13 protein-coding genes and 2 pseudogenes are annotated in these 14,874 nt (G+C 59.0%); 5 read left to right on the top strand and 10 right to left on the bottom strand.

Going from position 1 to position 14,874, the window contains the following annotated elements:
• Window positions 1-25 precede the first annotated feature (25 nt).
• The gene (locus ACZZ0K_RS19080) at window positions 26-1,057 is read right to left on the bottom strand and encodes an amino acid ABC transporter substrate-binding protein (protein ID WP_016771583.1); all 1,032 of its coding nucleotides are present in this window, start codon (window positions 1,055-1,057) and stop codon (window positions 26-28) included.
• A 468-nt stretch (window positions 1,058-1,525) separates the two neighbouring features.
• Between ACZZ0K_RS19080 and ACZZ0K_RS19085 the strand changes: the two genes are divergently transcribed.
• The 5 genes from ACZZ0K_RS19085 to ACZZ0K_RS19105 all read left to right on the top strand — a co-directional run bounded on the left by ACZZ0K_RS19085 (window position 1,526) and on the right by ACZZ0K_RS19105 (window position 6,807).
• Entirely contained in the window at window positions 1,526-2,182 is a 657-nt protein-coding gene (locus ACZZ0K_RS19085) for an alpha/beta hydrolase (RefSeq protein ID WP_056783069.1), read from the top strand.
• 96 nt (window positions 2,183-2,278) lie between these two features.
• The gene (gene rhlB, locus ACZZ0K_RS19090; protein ID WP_056783067.1) at window positions 2,279-3,757 is read left to right on the top strand and encodes an ATP-dependent RNA helicase RhlB; all 1,479 of its coding nucleotides are present in this window, start codon (window positions 2,279-2,281) and stop codon (window positions 3,755-3,757) included.
• Between the two features lie 117 nt (window positions 3,758-3,874).
• Window positions 3,875-4,819: an ornithine cyclodeaminase family protein gene (locus ACZZ0K_RS19095; protein WP_150636200.1), complete on the top strand. Its 945-nt coding sequence runs from the start codon at window positions 3,875-3,877 to the stop codon at window positions 4,817-4,819.
• A 149-nt stretch (window positions 4,820-4,968) separates the two neighbouring features.
• Window positions 4,969-6,096: an NAD(P)/FAD-dependent oxidoreductase gene (locus tag ACZZ0K_RS19100; RefSeq protein WP_463559263.1), complete on the top strand. Its 1,128-nt coding sequence runs from the start codon at window positions 4,969-4,971 to the stop codon at window positions 6,094-6,096.
• An 84-nt stretch (window positions 6,097-6,180) separates the two neighbouring features.
• On the top strand, window positions 6,181-6,807 hold the full coding sequence (locus tag ACZZ0K_RS19105) for a helix-turn-helix transcriptional regulator (protein ID WP_252883217.1): 627 nt from the start codon (window positions 6,181-6,183) through the stop codon (window positions 6,805-6,807).
• A 143-nt stretch (window positions 6,808-6,950) separates the two neighbouring features.
• Here ACZZ0K_RS19105 and ACZZ0K_RS19110 read toward each other — a convergent pair whose 3' ends face one another.
• From ACZZ0K_RS19110 to ACZZ0K_RS19150, 9 genes and pseudogenes are all read right to left on the bottom strand, one after another.
• A complete protein-coding gene (locus ACZZ0K_RS19110; RefSeq protein WP_258707633.1) occupies window positions 6,951-7,787 on the bottom strand; it encodes an IS3 family transposase in 837 nt (278 codons plus the stop codon).
• Window positions 7,777-8,085 (bottom strand): transposase, encoded by a 309-nt coding sequence (locus ACZZ0K_RS19115; RefSeq protein ID WP_014340347.1) that lies wholly within the window; start codon window positions 8,083-8,085, stop codon window positions 7,777-7,779. Before ACZZ0K_RS19115 ends, ACZZ0K_RS19110 begins: the two co-directional genes overlap by 11 nt.
• 93 nt (window positions 8,086-8,178) lie before the next feature.
• Window positions 8,179-8,955: an ABC transporter substrate-binding protein gene (locus ACZZ0K_RS19120; protein WP_150742837.1), complete on the bottom strand. Its 777-nt coding sequence runs from the start codon at window positions 8,953-8,955 to the stop codon at window positions 8,179-8,181.
• A gap of 293 nt (window positions 8,956-9,248) precedes the next feature.
• Window positions 9,249-9,700: pseudogene (gene moaE, locus ACZZ0K_RS19125) on the bottom strand (molybdopterin synthase catalytic subunit MoaE).
• A 2-nt stretch (window positions 9,701-9,702) separates the two neighbouring features.
• Window positions 9,703-9,957: a MoaD/ThiS family protein gene (locus ACZZ0K_RS19130; protein WP_041479493.1), complete on the bottom strand. Its 255-nt coding sequence runs from the start codon at window positions 9,955-9,957 to the stop codon at window positions 9,703-9,705.
• Complete coding sequence (gene moaC, locus ACZZ0K_RS19135; RefSeq protein ID WP_258707632.1) at window positions 9,954-10,427, bottom strand: cyclic pyranopterin monophosphate synthase MoaC; 474 nt, start codon at window positions 10,425-10,427, stop codon at window positions 9,954-9,956. Before moaC ends, ACZZ0K_RS19130 begins: the two co-directional genes overlap by 4 nt.
• Before the next feature lie 97 nt (window positions 10,428-10,524).
• Window positions 10,525-11,494, bottom strand: a pseudogene (locus tag ACZZ0K_RS19140) (IS110 family RNA-guided transposase).
• 385 nt (window positions 11,495-11,879) lie between these two features.
• On the bottom strand, window positions 11,880-13,274 hold the full coding sequence (locus ACZZ0K_RS19145) for a PhoH family protein (RefSeq protein ID WP_024011685.1): 1,395 nt from the start codon (window positions 13,272-13,274) through the stop codon (window positions 11,880-11,882).
• Window positions 13,275-13,612: 338 nt separating this feature from the next.
• Entirely contained in the window at window positions 13,613-14,689 is a 1,077-nt protein-coding gene (locus ACZZ0K_RS19150) for a polysaccharide deacetylase family protein (RefSeq protein WP_374046349.1), read from the bottom strand.
• Window positions 14,690-14,874 lie beyond the last annotated feature (185 nt).

Here is a 14,874-nt window from a genome sequence, read left to right on the forward strand (position 1 = left end):
GTTGGCCCGCCGGGCGATAGAACCATTAGCGCACTGGTGGTGCGTACTGAATGCCGCCGTTGTTCCACAGGGCGTTCAGGCCACGGTCGATTTCCAGCGGAGTGCTCTTGCCGAGGTTTTTCTCGAAGATTTCGCCGTAGTTGCCGACCTGCTTGACGATCTGCACAACCCAGTCTTTCGGCAGTTTCAGGTCTTTGCCGTATTCGCCGTCAGCACCGAGCATACGGGCCACGTCCGGGTTCTTGGTGGACTTGGCTTCAGCTTCGACGTTCTTCGAAGTGATGCCGGCTTCTTCGGCATTGAGCAGCGCGTAGCCGACCCAACGCACGATGGCCAGCCACTCGTCGTCGCCGTTACGTACGACCGGACCCAGTGGTTCTTTGGAAATGGTTTCCGGCAGAACCACGTAGTCCTTCGGCGAGGCCAGCTTGCTGCGCTGGGCGAACAGCTGGGACTTGTCGGAGGTCAGCACGTCGCAACGACCGGATTCCAGCGACTTGGCGCTTTCATCGGAGGTGTCGAAGGTGATCGGGGTGTATTTCAGACCGTTGCCACGGAAGTAGTCGGAAACGTTCAGTTCGGTGGTGGTACCGGCCTGGATGCAGATAGTCGCGCCGTCGAGCTCTTTGGCACTTTTCACGCCCAGCTTGTTGTTCACCAAAAAGCCGATGCCGTCGTAGTAGGTGATGAAGCCCGGGAATTTCAGGCCCATGCCCGCGTCACGGGAACTGGTCATGGTGGTGTTGCGCGACAGGATGTCGATCTCGCCGGACTGCAGCGCGGTGAAGCGCTCCTTGGCGTTCAACTGGCTGAACTTGACCTTGTTGGCGTCGCCGAAAACGGCTGCGGCCACAGCGCGGCAGACGTCGGCGTCGATGCCGAGGATCTTGCCGGTCGCATCCGGTACCGAGAAGCCCGGCAGACCGTCGCTCACGCCACACTGCACGAAACCTTTTTTCTGTACCGCATCCAGGGTTGCACCCGCCTGAGCGAACCCGCTGACGCCGAGTACTGCTGCAGCAGTCACGACCGCCAGAGTGGATTTCAACATCTTCATTCAAACCTCCAGTTTTGCTCTTGTTGTGTCGGAGCTTGAGTCCAGTCGCACCCTTTTGAGGCGTTGTTGACCCGTGTTGGCTTTTTTTGGGGTCAACCGACGTAAGACCTTCGCTATGAGTCTAGTAGGAGAAAATCCACAACATGGATCACTCACTTCTCACCAATCGGCCGAACGGGCTGTAGCCCTTTCACGTTCGCTAAGCCCGTAGCGGCCATTGGCGAACATCCATCACCGGATTCGTTGCTATCCCATCACGCGACTGACACTGATAGTGTTACCGCCACGCGTAGGACGCTTCGTACGCAAAGCTTCATAGCAAACGCCGTACCACACCGCTTGCGAAAGTGATTGCGCGACACGTCAATAGCTAAACTTGTAACCTTGCGACATCTTGTTAACGGATCAACCGGGCGCGCACTTCAATCACGCACTCAATGAGAGCGCCCGCACATTTTTGGAGCAGACATGACCGAGCCCTTGATTCTTCAGCCTGTTAAGCCCGCAGACGCCTGCGTGATCTGGCTGCACGGCCTCGGCGCCGACCGTTACGACTTCCTGCCGGTGGCCGAGGCGTTGCAGGAAAGCCTGCTGAGCACGCGTTTTGTGCTGCCGCAGGCGCCGACGCGTCCAGTGACGATAAATGGCGGATATGCCATGCCCAGCTGGTACGACATCAAGGCCATGAGCCCGGCCCGGGCGATCGACCGTGACCAGTTGGAAGCTTCGGCAGAGCGCATCATCGAACTGATCGAAGCCGAGCGCGCCAGCGGAATAGACGCCTCGCGGATTTTTCTCGCCGGTTTTTCCCAGGGCGGCGCGGTGGTTCTGCACACCGCATTTCTGAAGTGGCAGGGGCCGTTGGGTGGGGTGCTGGCGTTGTCGACTTACGCACCGACATTCAGCGACGAACTGGAGTTATCCGCCAGCCAGCAGCGCATTCCGGTGCTATCGCTGCACGGCCAGTTCGATAACGTGGTGCAGAACTCGATGGGCCGCAGTGCTTACGAGCATTTGAAGAAGCATGGTGTCACCGTGACATGGCAGGAATACCCAATGGAGCACGAAGTGTTACCTGAAGAGATTCGCGACATTGGTGTCTGGTTGAGCGAACGACTGCGCTGATTGTCGACCAATCCCTGCCCATTGATCCCTCCTACTACGCCGCGCCCGATTCTTGCATTACACTGGCCGGCGTACATTCCTTAACCAATTGATGAGATGACCGTGCTCAAAGCACTCAAGAAAATGTTCGGTAAAAGCGAGGCTGAGCAGCTCGCGCCAGTTCCCAGTGCGCCGTCGCACGCCCCCGGTCATCGCGCCGATGCCCCGCAGGCCGACCGCCCCGCTCCCGCAGCCGCACCGAAGCCCGAAGAAAAACCCGCTGCGGCCGCGCCAATGGCCGTAGAGCCTGCACCCGGCGAAGCGCCGAAACCGGCCAGACCGCGTCGCGAACCGAAGCCCAAGGCACCGGTCATTCCATGGAAACTCGAAGACTTCGTCGTCGAGCCACAGGAAGGCAAAACCCGCTTTCACGATTTCAAGCTTGCCCCGGAACTGATGCACGCCATCCAGGACCTGGGCTTTCCGTACTGCACGCCGATCCAGGCGCAGGTGCTGGGCTTCACCCTCGCCGGCAAAGACGCCATTGGCCGCGCGCAGACCGGCACCGGCAAGACCGCCGCGTTCCTGATCTCGATCATCACCCAGTTGCTGCAGACGCCGCCGCCGAAAGAGCGCTATATGGGCGAGCCGCGTGCGCTGATCATCGCGCCGACCCGCGAACTGGTGGTGCAGATCGCCAAGGACGCCGCTGACCTGACCAAGTACACCGGCCTCAACGTCATGACGTTCGTCGGCGGCATGGACTTCGACAAACAGCTCAAGCACCTCGAAGCGCGGCATTGCGACATCCTCGTCGCCACGCCGGGCCGCTTGCTCGACTTCAACCAGCGCGGCGACGTGCACCTGGACATGGTCGAAGTGATGGTCCTGGACGAAGCCGACCGCATGCTCGACATGGGTTTCATCCCGCAGGTGCGGCAGATCATTCGTCAGACCCCGCCGAAATCCGAGCGCCAGACCCTGCTGTTCTCCGCGACCTTCACCGAAGACGTGATGAATCTGGCCAAGCAATGGACCACCGACCCGGCGATTGTCGAAATCGAAATCACCAACGTCGCCAACGAGAACGTCGAGCAGCACATCTACGCCGTGGCCGCTGCCGACAAATACAAGCTGCTCTACAACCTGGTCAACGATAACGGTTGGGAGCGAGTCATCGTATTTGCCAACCGCAAGGACGAAGTACGCCGCATCGAAGAGCGTCTGGTGCGTGACGGCATCAACGCCGCGCAACTCTCCGGTGATGTGCCGCAGCACAAGCGCATCAAGACTCTGGAAGGCTTCCGCGAAGGCAAGATTCGCGTGCTGGTGGCCACCGATGTCGCCGGTCGCGGCATCCACATCGACGGCATCAGCCACGTGATCAACTTCACCCTGCCGGAAGTCCCGGACGATTACGTGCACCGCATTGGCCGTACCGGTCGTGCCGGCGCCGATGGCGTGTCGATCAGCTTTGCCGGCGAGGACGACTCTTACCAGTTGCCGTCGATCGAAGAAAAGCTTGGTCGCAAGATCAGCTGTGAAACCCCGCCGACGCATCTGCTGCGTGCGGTTGAGCGCAAGCGTCCGCAGTAAGCCCCGCCATATGAAAAAGCGCAGCCGGATACGGACTGCGCTTTTTTTATGCCCGATGGTTGCTCGCCAGAACTAAAAGTCCATAATGGAAAAATAAGTTTAGTTTCGGAGCGCGAAATGTCCAGTACGCCCTATGTGATCGATCAAGCCCAGGCCCATGAGCTATTGGCGCGTATCGATGTTCCGCAAATCCTGCGCAAGCTGTTCCGCGATCTGGCGGCCGGGAACGCCGTGCAGCCGGCGCAGCAATGGGTCGAGTTTCCGCAGGGTGCCGGCGACTTCATCAATTATCTGGGCGTGCTGGCCGAGGACGGCGTGTACGGAGTGAAGACTTCGCCGTACATCGTCCGTGAGCAGGGAGCGCTGGTGACGGCGTGGACCCTGCTGATGTCGACGAAAACCGGTCAGCCGCTGCTGCTCTGCGATGCCGGCGAACTGACCATCGCGCGCACCGCCGCGACCACGGCCGTGGCGGTCGACGCCCTCGCCCCTTTGAATGCCCAGCGACTGGCGATCATCGGCAGCGGCAAGGTTGCTCAAGCGCATCTGCACTACGCCAAAGCGCTGCGCGACTGGCAGAGCATCAGCCTGTATTCGCCATCGCTGCTGGAAGATGCGCAAACACAGGCTGTGTTGAAGTCCATCGCGCCGTCACTGAAGATTGCCGACAGCCGCGAGACCGCCATTGCCGATGCGGATGTGATCATGCTCTGCACCTCGTCGGCCGGGCCGGTAATCGATCCTGCCGGGTTAAGCCAACCGGCGCTGATCACCTCGATCAGCACCAACGCCCCGCGCGCCCATGAAGTACCGCCGCAAAGCCTCAACGACATGCAGGTGTTCTGCGACTATCGTCTGACCACGCCGGGTTCGGCAGGTGAGATGCTGATTGCCGCCGAACAGCATGGCTGGAGCAAGGATTCGATTGTCGGCGACCTCGCCGACTTGCTCAGCGAAAAAGTGCAGCGCCCGGGTTACGACCGTCACGTGTTCTTCCGTTCAATCGGCTTGGGCCTGGAAGACATTGCCCTCGCCAATGCGGTTTATCACTTAACCCACTAACGCCAAAAATCCCTGTGGGAGCGAGCCTGCTCGCGAATGCGGTCTGACATTCAGCGAAGATGTCGACTGATACACCGCTTTCGCGAGCAGGCTCGCTCCCACAAGGGACTAGCGAACGCCTTGATATTGCGTACCCACTGGAGACCTACATGAGCCACGCAGATTTCATCATCATCGGCGGCGGGATTGCCGGCGCTTCCACCGGGTTCTGGCTGGCGCCGCACGGCAAAGTGATCGTGCTCGAGCGTGAAACCCATCCCGGCTATCACTCCACCGGTCGCTCCGCCGCGCTGTACACCGCCGCCTACGGCACCGCACAGGTCCGCGCACTGACTCAGGCGAGCCGCGCGTTTTTCGACAGTCCTCCGAGCGGCTTTTGCGAGCATCCGCTGCTGACTCCGCGCGGCGAAATGACCGTCGACTTCATCGGTGATCCCGCCGAACTGAACAACCAATACCTCAGCGCCAAAGCCACCGTGCCGCAGATGCAACTGCTCAGCGCCGACGAAGCCTGCGCGCGTCTGCCGATCCTGCGCCGGGAAAAAGTCCACGGCGCGATCTACGACCCATCGGCCTGCGACATCGACACCGACGCGCTGCATCAAGGCTACCTGCGCGGCATCCGGCGCAACCACGGCGAAGTGCGCACCGATTGCGAAGTGCTCGGCTTGAGCCGCGATGCCGATGGCGTGTGGATCGTGCAGACCAATGGCGAGACGTTCAGCGCACCGGTGCTTATCAACGCCGCCGGTGCGTGGGCCGACAAGATCGCTGCCCTGGCCGGTGCGCAGCCGCTGGGTCTGCAACCGAAACGCCGCGCCGCATTTATCTTTGCCGGCCCGGAAGGCGTGGACACTCATCATTGGCCAATGCTGGTCAGCCTCGACGAATCCTTCTACATGAAGCCCGACGCCGGCATGTTCCTCGGCTCGCCGGCCAATGCCGACCCGGTCGAACCGCACGACGTGCAGCCGGAAGAACTCGACATCGCCATGGGCATTTATCAGATCGAAGAGGCCACCACGCTGACCATTCGCCGTCCGACCCGCACCTGGGCCGGTCTGCGCAGTTTCGTTGCCGACGGTGATTTGCTCAGCGGCTTTGATCCGCAGGTGCCAGGGCTGTTCTGGGTCGCCGCGCAGGGCGGTTACGGCATTCAGACGTCGCCGGCGATGGGCCAGGCCAGTGCGGCGCTGGTGCGCGGCGAGCCATTCCCCGAGCACCTGCATCAATTCGGTCTGGACAGCGCCATGCTCTCCCCGGCCCGACTGGCTTGATCGCATCGACTCGTCCAAAGGATTGCGGCACACTCGCAGCGCCCCGGCACAAGGGGCGCTGACGCTGCCTGGAGCTCCACTGTCATGACTGCCCCCGAATTCGACCCGGCGCTGGATAACTTCCGCGCCATCGCCGACGCCATCGCCACGCTGTTCTTTCCCCACGCCGAGGTGGTGCTGCACGACCTGCGCACGCAGAAGGTCGACTACATCGCCAACAACCTGTCCAAGCGCGAGATCGGCGACGACTCGTCACTCGAAGACATGCTCAGCGAGGATGTCAGCGACAGGAACATCGGCCCGTACGAAAAGCTCAACTGGGACGGTCAGAAAATTCGCAGCGTGAGCACCGTGCTGCGTGACAGCGAAAGTCGGCCGCTGGCGGTGCTGTGCATCAATCTGAATATTTCCCTGTTCGAGAACGCCAAAGCGGCGCTGGACCTGTTTCTCTCGCCGAGCAAGCTGATTCCGCAGCCGGACTCGCTGTTCCGTGATGACTGGCAGGAACGCATCAACACCTTCCTCCACGCCTGGTTGCGCGAGCGGCAGTTGAGCCTGAACCTGCTGACCCGCGATCACAAACGCGAACTGGTGCTGGCGCTGCACGCCGAGGGGGCGTTCAAGGGCAAGAGCGCCTCGAACTACGTGGCCAATGTGCTGAACATGGGGCGGGCGACGGTGTACAAGCATTTGAAGGAATTGAAGGGCTGAATTCTGCGGTGACTCGTCCGGCCCCATCGCTGGCAAGCCAGCTCCCACAGTAATTGCGTCACACACAAAATTTATGGCGACCGCTGAACCTGTGGGAGCTGGCTTGAACTGGTCAAGTAATATTGGACACCCGTTAGGGTTTTTCAGGCCGCCATTTTCTCCATGGCGACCGGTGACCGGTAGTTGTTGTAGCTATGGAGTCTGGTGTTGTTGTAGCGCATTAGGTAGCGCTGCAAATCAACCCGGGCTTCGTACTCGCAGCGGTACCCCGCTTCAGGTACCCACTCCGATTTCAGACTTCCAAAGAAACGCTCCATCGGTGCGTTGTCCCAACACTCTCCCTTGCGACTCATGCTCTGCCTCAGCCCGTGCGCTAGCAGCTCATTCCTGAATTTATGGCTGGTGTACTGGCAGCCTTGATCGGAGTGAAACAGCACGTCTTTAGGTCTGCCTCGCAACTCAACGGCCATTCGTAAGGCCTCACAGGTCAGTTCCGCATCCGAGATCATTGAAAACGCCCAACCCACCAGTCGGCGGGCGAAGAGATCCAAAACCGCAGCGAAATACATCCACCGGGTGCCGACCTTGATATACGTGACATCGGCGCACCACACCTCATTGATTGATGTGACATCGAACTGGCGCTTGAGCACGTGCGGTGCGACCAAAGCCTCTACGCCTGATGATTTGTATTTATGGCGCCGGCGCTGACGGCTAGTCACTCCGGCTTCACGCATCAAACTACGAGCCATGTACCGCCCGACTCGATGTCCTTTGGCCTGTAGTTCCCGGGAAAGGGTGCGTGCCCCGGCCGATGCTCTCGATTCCTTATGATGCTCAACCAGCATGGCTTTGAGTTTCTCCCGCTCAGGACTCACCTTGCCTTGGCGCTGACGCCAGGCATAAAAGCTGCTGCGGCAAACATCAAACACACGGCAACAGTCGTTAACGCCGTATAGCTCTGCCAGCTCATTGATCAATGAGAATGATCTTTGGCGTCCAATAGCAGCAGAGCACTGGCTTTTTTAGGATTTCAATATCCCGGTCTTTTTGCCTGAGCAAGGCTTTGAGTTCTTGAATCTCTCGGTGGTCAGCCGTAATCGCTTTGGCCCCCACCGGCGTTGTACCCAGGCGCTCTTTGCGAACCTGGGCGACCCAGCGACGCAACGCGGTAGGGCCGATGTCTAGACTGGCACAGACTTCGGGAACCGATATCCCCTCGTCCAATACCATGCCGACAGCCTTGAGTTTGAATTCAGTTGAATAAGAGTTACGCATATCCGAACACCTCAGATTTGGACGCCATCATAGCGCCTGATTGAAGTGTCCAAAATCATTAGGCCAGTTCAGCTTGCCAGCGATAACGGACTGTCAATCGCCGTAGATATCGGTCTTGAAATACTTCTCGGAAATCTTCTGATACTCGCCATTCGCGCGAATCCCGTCGATGGCGCTGTTCAACTGGCTGACCAGTTCACCGTTGCCCTTGCGCACGGCAATCCCGGCACCCTCGCCGACGTACTTCGGATCCTTCAGCTCCGGCCCGACAAACGCATAACCCTTGCCGCGCGGCATCGACAGAAAGTCATTGAGCGGGATGGTGTCGGCGAAAATCGCATCGAGGCGCCCCGCCGCCAGGTCCATGTAGATTTCTTCGTTGTTGCTGTAGCGCTTGACGTTGATGCCCTTGGGTTCGAACACCTCGGTGGCATAACGATCGGTGGTGGTCGCGCGCTGCACGCCGACGTTCTTGCCTTTGAGGCTGGCGTACTGATCATCGACCGTAGCGCCTTCCTTCATGACCAGACGCGAAGAAGTGAAATAGTACTTGTGGCTGAAATCCACCGACTTCTTGCGATCTTCGTTGATGGTCATCGACGACAGCGCCATGTCGATCTTCTTCACTTTCAGCGAAGGAATCAGCCCGTCGAACTCACCTTCGACCCACACGCACTTGACCTTCATCTGCGCACAAAGGGCATTGCCGATGTCGTAGTCGAAGCCGACGATTTCACCTTTGTCGGTTTTCGACGCGAATGGCGGATAGGCCGCTTCGATGCCGATACGCAGGGTTTTCTCGGCGGCGAAGACGCTGGAGCAGGCCAGCAGACTGAGAGCCAGACCGGTGATGAGGGGAAGTTTCTTCATGTTCGTTCTCTCGCGGGTTGTTGTTGGTTTGGCGAAGAAGCAGCTACAAGCGGCAAGCTGATAGCGGCAAGACAGAAGCTTTTTTGTACTTGGAAATCCATACTGGACTCATAGGTACAAGCCGTCAATCAGGGAGAAGAGAGTGTCTGCGAGGTTTTTGGGTGTTGCAGATGGCCTCATCGCTGGCAAGCCAGCTCCCACAGTTTCAGTGGTGCACAAAAAATATGTGCACGACGCAAAACCCTGTGGGAGCTGGCTTGCCAGCGATGGCGGATTGGAGGGCGCTACAGGAGTTATTTATTCCAGCGATCGGCGGCAGCATGATCACTGTCGCGCCCTTCGACCCAACGCGGGCCGTCACTGGTGTTTTCTTTTTCCAGAACGGCGCGCGGGTTTTCAGGTAGTCCATGACGAAGGCGCAGGCATCGAACGCGGCCTGGCGGTGGGCGCTGGCGGCGCCGACGAAGACGATCGGTTCGCCCGGTTCCAGCGCGCCGATGCGGTGCAGCACTTCCAGTTTCAACAGCGGCCAGCGCTGCTCGGCTTCGACAGTGATCTTGCCCAGAGCCTTTTCGGTCATGCCCGGATAGTGTTCGAGGAACATCCCGGCCACGTCGAGACCGTCGTTGAAGTCGCGCACATAACCGACAAAGCTCACCACCGCGCCAACGCCGGCATTGGCCGCGTGCATCGCATTGACTTCAGCGCCCGGATCAAACGGCTTGGCCTGCACGCGAATCGTCATGCTCAGCCTCCGGTGACGGTGGGAAAAAACGCCACTTCGTCGCCATCGACCACCGGCTCGTCGAGCTGGCAGAGATCTTCGTTGCGTGCGCACATCAGGTTCTGCTCGCTCAATACTTCGGCGCCATCACGTTGCGCCTGCATTTCAAGCACATGCGCCCGAACGTCATCGACGGTGGCGAAATCGCCTTCAACCGCAACCGAATCCACGCCCAACGCTTCACGGTAACGGGCAAAAAACTTCACGGTCAGTTTCATGGCTGCTCCGCCTGGAAGTGGCCGCTCTTGCCGCCGACTTTCTCCAGCAGACGCACGCTTTCGATGGTCATGCCCCGGTCGACGGCTTTGCACATGTCGTAAATGGTCAGGGCGGCGACGCTGGCGGCGGTCAGCGCTTCCATTTCGACGCCGGTCTGCCCGGACAACTTGCAGCGAGCGACGATGCGCACGCTGTCATCACCCTCAGCGCTGAGTTCGACTTTGACGCCGGTGAGCATCAGCGGGTGGCACAGGGGAATCAGATCACTGGTCTTCTTCGCCGCCTGAATCCCGGCAATGCGCGCCACGGCGAACACATCACCCTTGGGATGACCGCCGCTGACGATCATCTGCAGGGTTTCAGGGAGCATGCGCACCAGCGCTTGAGCGGTCGCTTCACGGAACGTCACGGCTTTTTCAGTGACGTCGACCATGTTGGCGCGACCTTGGGAATCGATATGAGTCAGCACGGGATTACTCCTGATCAGGAGCGTGGATTGTAAACCTGTGGGTCAGATATCCGCACGCACGAATATGGCGTTCTTCGTGTAGATACCGTCTTGAGCCTCACCGGGCAAGCGCAAGTTTCGGGTCATATGGCAGTCCTGACTTGAGCACTCCGTAAATGAAGTGCAGCAGCTTGCGCATTGCTGCGCAGATGATCTGCTTGGGGGCCTTGCCATTGGCTTCCAGGCGTTCTTTCATCGCCTTGATCGCCTTATTGTGTTTCAGCGCCACCATGCCAGGCATGTAAAGGCCTGCACGCAGCCGTGCTGACCCTACTCTTGAGATCAGGGTGTGACCTTTGAGCTTTCCTGATTCCTGCAGCTTTGGATTGAGCCCTGCGGCAGCGACCAGTTGGCGAGGATCACTGTATTTGCGCAGGTCACCCAGTTCGGCGAGCAATCGTTCAAGCGTTTTTTGTCCGATGCCGTCGATGGTTACGATGAGATCCCGCATCTGACGCATATCCGGGTCGTCATCGATGTGTTTTTTGATCGCCTTATGCGTTTCTACGATCTCTTTTTCGATATGGCGCAGAACGGAGTTGATCGAGTCTTTGACCTTTTCGTCGGAAACGTCCAGACGATTAAGCTCCATTTGTTCCATTTCCTGAAGGTCATCCAGGCGGCGCACCATTGCTTTTAACTGGCGGTATTTCAGCGGCTCAGGCGCCCATGGGTGAAGTTTTTGATCCTTTTCCCGGGCAAAGTCGGCGATCAGTTTGGCATCGCTTTTATCGGTCTTGATGCGGCGCAGTTCGCTGTCAGCGTACGCTTTGGTCGTAGCCGGGTTCACGACGCAGACCCGGAAGCCTTTGTTGTAAACGAATTCCGCGAGCTCCAAGTGGTAGACGCTGGTGGCTTCCATCACGATCAGGGCCGAACGCTCGGCGTTTTTCTAGCCACGCCTCAAACTCTTTAAAGCCCTTTGGATCGTTGGCCAGCTTGGCCTTGGTTTTGTGCTTGCCGTTGGGCTGGTGTGTAGCGATATCAAAGGTGTTCTTTGCGATGTCGACGCCAACGAAACCGGACATGATCGTTTCTCCACTTGTTCCCTGTTGCGATCATCACGTCACTCTGTCCAACCTTGCGAATGCGGGCTCTCGCCGCAGGCGGGCCCAAGATACCGTGCGAACTGTACGAGTGAGTGTGGAGGGCTGGAGCACGATCTACGTCACAGGCAAAAAGCCTAAGGAGCTGCGCGGCTTCCAAGTCCCTCCCTCGATGATCAGTCGAGAACTATCGCTCCTGACGGAGCGTTAGTCGAGATACAAGGAGCTGCCGAAGGCTGCGATCTTTTGACTTTGATTTTTAAAAACAAGATCAAAAGATCGCAGCCTTCGGCAGCTCCTACATTGGGATTTGCGTAGGGCATAAAAAACCGGGCGGCCGATTGGCCGCCCGGTTCTGGGTGAAGGGTTACAAATGCGATTCGGCGTATTCGGCCAGGATCGAGCGAGGCACCCCTTGCAGGGTGATGTGCACACCGTTGGGGAAATCCTTGAAGCGTTCGGTCAGGTAGGTCAGCCCGGAGCTGGTCGCGGACAGGTATGGGGTGTCGATCTGCGCCAGGTTGCCCAGGCACACCACTTTGGAACCGGCGCCGGCACGGGTGATGATGGTTTTCATCTGGTGCGGCGTGAGGTTCTGGCATTCGTCGATCAGGATCAGGCTCTGCTGGAAGCTGCGACCACGAATATAGTTGAGCGATTTGAACTGCAACGGCACTTTGCTGAGGATGTAGTCGACGCTGCCATGAGTGTTTTCGTCATCCATGTGCAAGGCTTCGAGGTTGTCGGTGATGGCGCCCAGCCAAGGCTCCATTTTTTCCGCTTCGGTGCCGGGCAGGAAGCCGATTTCCTGGTCCAGACCCTGCACGCTGCGGGTGGCGATGATGCGGCGATAACGTTTGCTGACCATGGTCTGCTCGATCGCAGCGGCCAGCGCCAGAATGGTTTTACCGGACCCGGCGGCGCCGGACAGGTTGACCAGATGAATGTCCGGGTCAAGCAACGCGTACAGCGCCAGACTCTGATAGATGTCGCGCGGCTTCAGGCCCCACGCCTCCTGATGCAACAGCGGTTCCTGGTGCAGGTCGAGGATCAGCAGGCGGTCTTCCTGGATTTCCTTGATCCAGCCGACAAAGCCCTGTTCGTCGATGATGAACTCGTTGATGTGCACGGCCGGCAGGTTGTCGATCAGTTGTACCTGATGCCAGGTGCGGCCGTGGTCCTGACGGGTTTCGACCTTGCTCACGCGGTCCCAGAATGAGCCGGTCATGTTGTGGTAGCCGTTGGGCAGCAGGGACACGTCATCGACCAATTGGTCGGTGCTGTAGTCCTCGGCGTCGATGCCACAGGCGCGCGCCTTGAGGCGCATGTTGATGTCTTTGGTGACCAGCACCACCGGTTTTTGCGGATCGCGGGTATGCAGATCAATCAGTTGGTTGATGATTTTGTTGTCGTTCAGATGCTCGGGCAGAATCAGGTTCGACTCGGCCTGCTTGCTCATCAGAATTGACAGCAAGCCCTTCGGCCCGCCCTTGCCACGCTGGATCGGCACGCCCAGCTCAACGTCTTCAGGGGACGCATCGCCCAGGGTCTTGTCGATCAGGCGGATCGCCTGGCGGCATTCGGCGGCCACGCTGTGATGGCCGCTCTTGAGCTTGTCCAGCTCTTCCAGCACGGTCATCGGGATGGCGACGTGGTGTTCTTCGAAATTCAGCAGGGCATTTGGATCGTGAATCAATACGTTGGTATCGAGTACATACAGGATTGGCTGGTTGGAGGAAGGGCTGCGTCCGTGATCATCCATACTCGGTCACCTTTGTGGGAGCCATTCGACGCAATACCGTGACAGTGCTGCGCCTCGAGGTGACTGCCGAATTCATCCACGAGGGCCTGGATGAACTGCACACAATAGGAGTCTGGGAAGACGCCACCTGTGTCGCAGGTTTCGGCGGTCTGTCTTCGTAATACTCCAAAACCGATGACATAAAAAAGCTCTTTGACGGTTTTTTTAAGTTTATTTTGCAGAGTGACGAAAAGCCCTTGGCGGACTCCCCGTACCCCGCTAAAGTCGGAAGTCCGCCTGCATCGAATTCCTCCTGAAAATCACCCCAAGTCCAATGTTTCCGGGCTTTTTGTCATTTCTCAACGAAACGCGTCCTGACAGTCTTCCCAGCCGATGCCGCTCTGCGCAGTCTGGGTGATCAGCCACGGCAGGGACGTCTTCACCGCATCCTGTTTCATGTTGAAATTGATCACCCCGTGCCGCCACAGCAGCATCAGGGTCAGCACCCGCTGCGCGCTTGCAGGGCCTTTGAGTTCGCCGGCACCGTCCTGGGCATCGATGTCCCACAGCGCCACTTGCAGGCCCTGGCTATTGAAGAAACCTTGTGCGTCACTGCGGCGCTGGCCATCCGGCGGACGGAACAGCGGCACGTAGTTTTCCGGCAGTTTGTTCTTCACCAGATCGGCGCTGCGCCGCACCGAATCCTGCCAGTCCTGCCAATGGCTGTGAGAGCGGAACTCCCAGCCCTGCACGCCAACGCACTGCCGGGAGAAACTCGCCTGCAGGCTGCTCACCGAACGGCCAGCGAGTCGCGCCTGAATATCCTTGCCCAGTACAAAGAATGTCCCGCTCAGATTAGATTTTCGCAGGTATTCGGTCAGCCAGTCGGTGTTGTCCGGTTGCACGTTGGCGGCGCTGTCGAAAGTCAACATAAAAAGCCGATCATGCATGTCGTCGCCGTTGCGCTCGTAGTCGCCGAAACGATCGAATTCGTTACTGGTTTGCGGTGACAGCGCGGCCTTGCGCATCAGCTCGTCGAGGTACTGCAAATGGAAGATCCGGCTCGGCTCGGCCCACTTGGTGTAATAGCTGTCGTCGCTGACGACGAACTTGGCCGCCTGCTCGCGCAGGGTCGGCAGGTCTTCGACGAGGAAGCAGAACGAGGCGTCCTGATCGCAGCTTTGCTGGGCGTGGTTGTAGTTGGCGAGCAAGCGCTGCCAGAGGCGCTGGCGCAGCTGATTGACCGCATCGATATTGACCGTGCGCAGGCCCAGGCGCTGGGCCAGTGCCGCCTCGTCGATGGACTCGGTGCCGAGCAGGCCGCGAGCGAACATGAGGATTTCCGCCCGCGACGCGACGTCGAACAGGGTCGGGTTGCTGAGCTGCTCCGGCCAGGTCGTGCGATCCAGCGTCGCCGCATCGCCGGGCGCCGCCATGGCGCCGAAGCTCAGCAGCCACGTGGTGAATAAAAGAACAATGCGCAAAGGGATGTCTCCATAACAAAACCCGCGCGGCACTATAGCTGATCCTGTCCTATTCCCCTCAGCCATGGATGATCGTTCCCACGCTCTGCGTGGTAACGCCTCCCCGGACGCTCCGCGTCCGACGACTGTGACGCAGA

This window comes from Pseudomonas sp. AC255 (genome assembly GCF_979258175.1).

Excerpts from the sequence above, each read along its gene's own strand:
- ACZZ0K_RS19080 (WP_016771583.1), bottom strand. The coding sequence starts at position 1,057 with ATGAAGATGTTGAAATCCACTCTGGCGGTCGTGACTGCTGCAGCAGTA.
- ACZZ0K_RS19120 (WP_150742837.1), bottom strand. The coding sequence starts at position 8,955 with ATGAAGAAACTTCCCCTCATCACCGGTCTGGCTCTCAGTCTGCTGGCC.
- ACZZ0K_RS19100 (WP_463559263.1), top strand. The coding sequence starts at position 4,969 with ATGAGCCACGCAGATTTCATCATCATCGGCGGCGGGATTGCCGGCGCT.
- ACZZ0K_RS19130 (WP_041479493.1), bottom strand. The coding sequence starts at position 9,957 with ATGAAACTGACCGTGAAGTTTTTTGCCCGTTACCGTGAAGCGTTGGGC.
- ACZZ0K_RS19150 (WP_374046349.1), bottom strand. The coding sequence starts at position 14,689 with ATGGCGGCGCCCGGCGATGCGGCGACGCTGGATCGCACGACCTGGCCG.
- ACZZ0K_RS19115 (WP_014340347.1), bottom strand. The coding sequence starts at position 8,085 with ATGCGTAACTCTTATTCAACTGAATTCAAACTCAAGGCTGTCGGCATG.
- rhlB (WP_056783067.1), top strand. The coding sequence starts at position 2,279 with ATGACCGTGCTCAAAGCACTCAAGAAAATGTTCGGTAAAAGCGAGGCT.
- ACZZ0K_RS19105 (WP_252883217.1), top strand. The coding sequence starts at position 6,181 with ATGACTGCCCCCGAATTCGACCCGGCGCTGGATAACTTCCGCGCCATC.
- ACZZ0K_RS19085 (WP_056783069.1), top strand. The coding sequence starts at position 1,526 with ATGACCGAGCCCTTGATTCTTCAGCCTGTTAAGCCCGCAGACGCCTGC.
- ACZZ0K_RS19145 (WP_024011685.1), bottom strand. The coding sequence starts at position 13,274 with ATGGATGATCACGGACGCAGCCCTTCCTCCAACCAGCCAATCCTGTAT.
- ACZZ0K_RS19095 (WP_150636200.1), top strand. The coding sequence starts at position 3,875 with ATGTCCAGTACGCCCTATGTGATCGATCAAGCCCAGGCCCATGAGCTA.